A 6,079-nucleotide genomic window follows, 5' to 3' on the forward strand; every position below is an offset into this window, starting at 1 on the left:
ACTGATTTCGGCCAAGAGGGCCCGTCCTTTCAAGGGTAAAACCGCAGGTCAAACCCTAGTTAGAGACCGGACCCTTACACACTCTATGAAACACCCTCGGATTCCTGTCAAGTGGAAAGAAGGTCACAAGCAGCGTCTACAGCAGCTCGGCATGGACAACCTAGTAGAAGCGATCAACTGGTGGGACAGCGCTGAAAGCCTTAGCGGGAAACGCTCAGCACCACCAGAATTTTCTGATTCATCAATCCAGTTCGTCTCTGACGACGACCCTCACGAAGTACCCGACTTTTCCATACGCGACTTGGTGCGCGGAACCATGGACACCGGCTATGGCGAAGCCAGGCGGTCAGGAACATGGCAACACGGATACTGGCCTGTACTCGACTTCGAAAACCACATGCCTGCCGATGAAGGGGACCCAAGCCCTTGCAGAGGCGAATATCTTTATAGCATCGACAAAAGTCTGAAACTTTGCGCTGTTGAATTTTGGGACCAGCACGGTGAGGAGAGTACAAAAAAGACGCAGCGGCTCAGTGCCTACGACTTCGCACAGTGGATCGCTAGCCAACCGTAAAATGCCTAAACACAGGCGCAGGATCCATATACGACCTGTAGCGCTTCCGCGAAAGGAGAATCGTGCTATCAAGATTTGTGACTTGGGGAGATATGAAGTTGGCACACCGCTATGCTCTCGGTTCGAGCTTCATACTCTCCACGGATCATTTGATCGATCGGAACATCCTCAAGTCTGGTTATTTCAAGCACGATGACGAGTTCTACTACGACCTGGATCCGGACTCAATAGTCGAAGCGCGATTGGATCGGTGGCCTCGCTCACCACAACCTAACGACCATGAAGAATACTTCGTCACCATGAGTACCAGCGGGATGGTGCTTCTCGTGCTGGTGCTGGTAAACGACGAGACATTTTACTACCGAAAGAATCTTGACTGGGTATATGTCGGTCCCGGCGACAACGTTCCGGGCTTTGAAGAGCACCGGCTAATTGCTGTCTCACAACGAATAGTCGGTTATTTCGATCACGCTGAATCTAGCGAATTTGATCTCATCGAGGAAAGCATCGCAGATGTCAGGATCTGACCTACCACTACAGCGTCCTCTAAGTCGTATCGAGAGTCATACTGTAGCCTGAGCCAACCAAACTATCGATCCAATGGGGGAAATAATGAAAGCTGGCGACGTTACTCTTGGTCACGTCTTTGCAGCCGATCATCACCTGGTAGTGCCGCTATTTCAGCGTCCTTACGTCTGGGATGAAGTGCTCAACTGGGCGCCCTTGTGGACCGACGTCCGCACGGCAGCGGAAGAAGTCGAGGCGGAAGTTTTCGATGAGCATGGTCGCCATGACCCCCGCACATATTTCCTCGGTGCCGTCGTTATCCAATCGCGCCGCCATCTTCCGCGCAGGCTGTCCTCCTCTGCTGTCATCGATGGCCAACAACGCTTGACTACGCTCCAAGTCTTGCTGGCTGCTTCTCGACGTGTAGCCCTCAAAGTTGGGGCAGTCACGTCTGCTGGCCTGTTCAGCACCCTGCTGGAAAACAAGCGTGAAGCAATCCACCCAGATCATGCAGAGGACCTACATAAACTTTGGCCTCTCCCTCAAGACAACGGGGCGTTTCGCTGGGCTCTTAGAACGGAAGACTCTGCCGTTCCTGCAGGACTCGAGGGACACAAACTGGTGAAGGCTGCGGACTGGTTCGAGGACTCGATATCCAGCTGGTGCAACAGCTCTGCTGACCCTGAGCTCCGACTGGGCTACCTGTTTGAGACCCTCCGCGACCGTATGCAGCTCGTTCAGATTTACCTGGAATCGTACGATGACCCCCAGGTGATCTTCGAAGCCCTCAATCATCGTGGAGTGAAGCTGGATGCTGCTGACCTCGTGAAGAACCTACTGTTCCAAAAAGTCGAACAACAGGGCGATCATAAGCGAGCGGATTCACTTCTCCTCGACAGCTGGCTGCCTTTGGACGGTCAGCAATGGCGCCGACAAGTGACCACAGGCCGTATGAAGCGGTCCCGCATCGACTTGCTGCTAAGTTACTGGCTCACCATCCAGACAAAGGGTGAGGTTAGCGCGGAGCACTTGTTTGTCGACGTGCGAGAGTGGCTAACTTCCAGTCCGGATGGCCCCGTTCCGCCTCCTCCTAGCGCTGCTGATTTGATCGTAGACATCCGGCGCTACGCGGACAAGTACGATGAACTTGAGCGCATGCCTTCTCTGTCTGACGTGGGAGCGCTTCTCAACCGTATGCAGGCGACTGGCACCATGACGCCTTGGCCGCTGCTGCTCAGAGTCTTCGCGGACGATGCTGTTCCGTGGAACCAGAAGGAGCTGGTAGCACGAGCCATAGACTCCTTCCTCATGCGGCGAGGTGTGGCACGCATGCCGAACGGTGACTACAACAAGCTGTTCGTTCAACTCATGGACATCGCCAGCACAGCGGAGCCGGAAAATGTTGGGGATACTGTGATCGCCGCACTAGCTGCGCAAACAGCTGACTCACGGCGCTGGCCCTCAGATGAAGAGTTTACCGTCGCTCTGGCTGACGCTGGCCTTTACAAGTCCGTTTATAGGGCGCGGCTCCGGAGCTTGCTGGTTGGGCTGGAAAATCATCTTCAGTCAGGAAAGACAGAGCCAGGAAACCAGCTTTCCAGTACCGATTCCAGACTCAACATCGAACACCTTATGCCTCAGGAATGGGGCAAACACTGGGCACTTCCGGACAACCACAGCGAAGAGGATCTCATACGGAGAACCTCGGCGATACATCAGTTGGGCAACCTGACGCTTGTTACGACTAAGCTCAACCCCGCGCTCAGCAACAACAGCTGGGAATTCAAAAAACCTCACATACAGCGGCACAGCCTTCTGCGGCTGACAACCGGTTCGGTTTTGTCGCGGCCCGAGACCGCTGACGAGTTCGATGGAGCGTCTTGGTCTGAACAGTGGGACGAGACGCGCATTGCTGCACGAACGCGCCACCTGATTAGGGTAGCCCTGGAGGCGTGGCCGAGACCAACGTCTGCCGCACCCAGCGAACCTGAAAACAGCTTTGAATTCGCCAACCGGGGGCGCTTAAATGCTGGCGGGTGACCCCGGGGCATGTCTTTGTCACGATGGCTGACCTTCTCGCTGCCAGATCGGATGTGTTCCAGTTACCTGTAGACAGACGGGCAAACACCCGGCGATTAGTGGAAGGTTCGCTACCCGGGCCTGAAGACGCTCGCACATCAGCGGCCAGCCCAAGGTCCGCCTCCACAACCCCATGCGTCCACCAGCGCGCTTCGCCCAACTGACAGAGGCGGTGCTTCACACACCCCCGCCACGCACACGGTGTTCGCAATTGCCCTGACCACGTTCAGCGCCGGCCACTGCTCCGTCATATGCGTGCCCGGCACCCTGGACGAGCAGACCAGACCTGCGCGCCATCATGGGCCGGTGATCTGGCCAGCTAGGGGAATCGCGGGTCGTAGCAGTTCATCAGCCCGAACCGCACCCCCCGTGCTCGAACATCACGGGAACGCCGACTCTCCAAAGCCCCGCGTCGAACGGGACCGCTGCCAAGCGTCTTGGCAAAGCTCCGCAGCAGAGCCGTATCGTCACCTTCAACAAAGATCGTTACTTTCGATCTGAGCGCCCTCCCTAGTCGGAGATTGAACGCGGTGCCGAGGGCACCGACCTCCCCGGCGAGGCCGGAGGCGAACTGTGCCACCACCATGCTGGCCAGGAAAACGGCGCCGAACAGCTGCCCGTCGATCTGCAGGGCGATGGAGCTGGCCGCGGAGGCCGCGTCCTCGAAGACGCCCCCCCGGCTACACGAGCTGGGTCACGTAGAGCACCGCCACGAAGATACCACCGCCGATCAGCGCCACCAGCATGATGGCGCGCGGCACTGCCCGGCGGGGGCTAATGGTTTGCTCGATGAGGGTGCTGACGGCATCAATTGGCGACAAGTCCGGAATGAGCACTACTTTAGAAGTTCTCCAAGAGATTGACCGATTGTTGCTGAGAGACTGCGCTGATTAGCTACAAAGTGCCGCATCAGATCGACAGGCTCCCCCTTTTGCTGGTGTAGTAGTCCCCACTGATCGAGAACGGCAAGAGGAACCCCGTCTCGGTTCAACGACCAGAATCCTGCCGCTGCGTCGCCGAGAGCAGCAGGGCTTGCGGCAGTTTTTCTTTGCCTCGCGGCGCTGGGGAAGCGGTCAAAGAGGCTCTCGATAGGTCCGCCACCGTAGCCAGAGGTATCTAAAAATGCGCTCCTTGCGTCCCAAGTATTCTTCGAATTCACCATCTGCGCCAGAATCGACGTCATGATTCTGTATGTGAGAGCAGCCCTTCCGGTAGGTGGCGTGCGAGCGGGAGGCGTGAGGCCCGCACCCTTTTCGATCCTCTCCACGATCGCATGAGGTCGACTGGCGAATACTTCCGACCATTCGACCGGGCTAAAATCGGGGGAGTCCTCAACATGGATGCGCCCACCCCTTCGGTTCAAAGAAACAAGGACTTTCCCACGGGTCTCGTCAAGCAAACCCAGGGCGTCGTATTGCCCCCCACCTGGATGCCATTCCAAGATACGCAATTGGGTGTTCCGTCTAACGAGTTCCGTAGCGATCCACCACGATTGAGCGATAACGAAGCGTTCCTGAATATGAAAGTTCATCATCACACCTTTGACCAACTCCAGCCCGAGTTCAACTACGTCATCCTTCGACTCTGACACAGTTGGGACAAATCGTTAGGATGGCGATCTTGAAACGAAGCCTAGCCGCAGTCAGGACGTACGGAATCTGACACTATTTCCCCTGTTTTAGCAACGTACTTGTGCTAAGTAGAGATTCTTGAGGTTTTGTCGAAAGAACACAAAAGCTCTGAGGTTCGGCGCAGGGGCCTTGACGCCGTCCACCTCAGTTAAGGGCAAACTTGCCGTACACACATGGCGTGACTGCTCGGGCCACCATTCCCCTTATGGTTGCCATGGATATTCGCTTTGGAGTTCCGGCCGGCGCAACCGGCGCATCCCTCGGACGAGATCAGAACCGCCACCTCGGCTAGCAAGACAAAATGAGCGCTTACAGCCGCCGCTGCCGGAACATCGGGAACGCCTCCCGCACCTGATCCACAGTATCCAGCCAAACGGCCACACTAGGGACGCGGGCTCCAGCCCAGCGTCTGCCTGGACGATTGTTGTCACGCCCGAACTAACCCTGAGCTTAGGTGCTGAGGCTCACCATAGCCTTGATTGCATCGTAGACAAAACAGGAGATAACACCCATAAAGACCACCGTTCCATTCACACGTACATTGTCAGGTAGAAGTTTCGTTAGAACCCTAATTTTTGCAACAACGACGGGAATGACATTCACTGCAACCACTAGCAGTACCGCGATGACGGTTACCCACCATAGCGGCCCCGGAATCGAACCGGTTACGAAAATCGCAGCTAGCGAACACCAACACCTAAAATCAGGGTTAGTCCGCGAAGACTATCATAAAGAGCACGCCTTACAAAAATCAGTACTGGCATCGCAAGGTCACTGCACTAGTTTGCCGCTCTAACTTCCCTGAATACTTAATAAGTGCTCATCCCCACCGGCTGTCCAAACAGCAGTCCCGCGACTAAATGCGGGTGACGTGGGCCTCTGATGGGCGTTTTGTCACCCCTGCTTGCTTCTGCTGCCAAAAATCCCAACCAGAATCGCGGCCCTTGCTGATCTGAGGCCTGCGTCACAGGATTCCTGCATAACTTCACTTACCGTCTCCGGCCGCGTCGCGCAGGTTCTCAGCAGCTACGTCAGCGACGTCTTCGGCGTCATGGGCAACGGCAACGTCTACTTCCTGGACGCCGCCGAGAATGAGGGCATGCGCTTCACCGCCGTCCGGCATGAGGGTGCTGCCATCGCAGCTGCCGACGCCTACTACCGCACCTCGGGACGGCTCGCCGCGGGCACCACCACCTACGGCCCCGGCTACACCAACGCGCTCACCGCCCTCGCCGAGGCAGTCCAGGCGCAGATCCCCGTCGTCCTGGTCACCGGGGACGCCCCCACC

General features: G+C 56.7%; 6 protein-coding genes. 4 read left to right on the top strand and 2 right to left on the bottom strand.

All coding sequences use genetic code 11. From position 1 onward, the window contains the following. From AC5RTT_RS19365 to AC5RTT_RS19375, 3 genes are all read left to right on the top strand, one after another. On the top strand, window positions 1-574 hold a 574-nt coding region (locus AC5RTT_RS19365), incomplete at its 5' end, for a hypothetical protein (protein ID WP_494146537.1). A gap of 92 nt (window positions 575-666) precedes the next feature. Next, on the top strand, window positions 667-1,101 hold the full coding sequence (locus tag AC5RTT_RS19370) for a hypothetical protein (RefSeq protein ID WP_494146538.1): 435 nt from the start codon (window positions 667-669) through the stop codon (window positions 1,099-1,101). Between the two features lie 85 nt (window positions 1,102-1,186). Beyond that, window positions 1,187-3,121, top strand: a complete 1,935-nt coding sequence (locus tag AC5RTT_RS19375) for a DUF262 domain-containing protein (RefSeq protein ID WP_494146539.1) — start codon at window positions 1,187-1,189, stop codon at window positions 3,119-3,121. Between the two features lie 719 nt (window positions 3,122-3,840). On the opposite strand, the gene AC5RTT_RS19380 is transcribed toward AC5RTT_RS19375, so the two are convergent. Both AC5RTT_RS19380 and AC5RTT_RS19385 read right to left on the bottom strand, forming a co-directional pair. Next, window positions 3,841-3,981: a hypothetical protein gene (locus tag AC5RTT_RS19380; protein ID WP_494146540.1), complete on the bottom strand. Its 141-nt coding sequence runs from the start codon at window positions 3,979-3,981 to the stop codon at window positions 3,841-3,843. A 14-nt stretch (window positions 3,982-3,995) separates the two neighbouring features. Next, window positions 3,996-4,751, bottom strand: a complete 756-nt coding sequence (locus tag AC5RTT_RS19385) for a TY-Chap2 family putative peptide chaperone (protein WP_494146541.1) — start codon at window positions 4,749-4,751, stop codon at window positions 3,996-3,998. Between the two features lie 1,019 nt (window positions 4,752-5,770). Between AC5RTT_RS19385 and AC5RTT_RS19390 the strand changes: the two genes are divergently transcribed. Next, window positions 5,771-6,079, top strand: a 309-nt coding sequence (locus tag AC5RTT_RS19390; RefSeq protein ID WP_494146542.1) for a thiamine pyrophosphate-binding protein, incomplete at its 3' end; no start/stop codon positions are given.

The sequence above is a fragment of the Arthrobacter sp. Y3221157 genome, assembly GCF_059089865.1.

Coding starts and splice junctions, on each gene's coding strand:
- AC5RTT_RS19370 (WP_494146538.1), top strand. CDS start 667: ATGAAGTTGGCACACCGCTATGCTCTCGGTTCGAGCTTCATACTCTCC.
- AC5RTT_RS19375 (WP_494146539.1), top strand. CDS start 1,187: ATGAAAGCTGGCGACGTTACTCTTGGTCACGTCTTTGCAGCCGATCAT.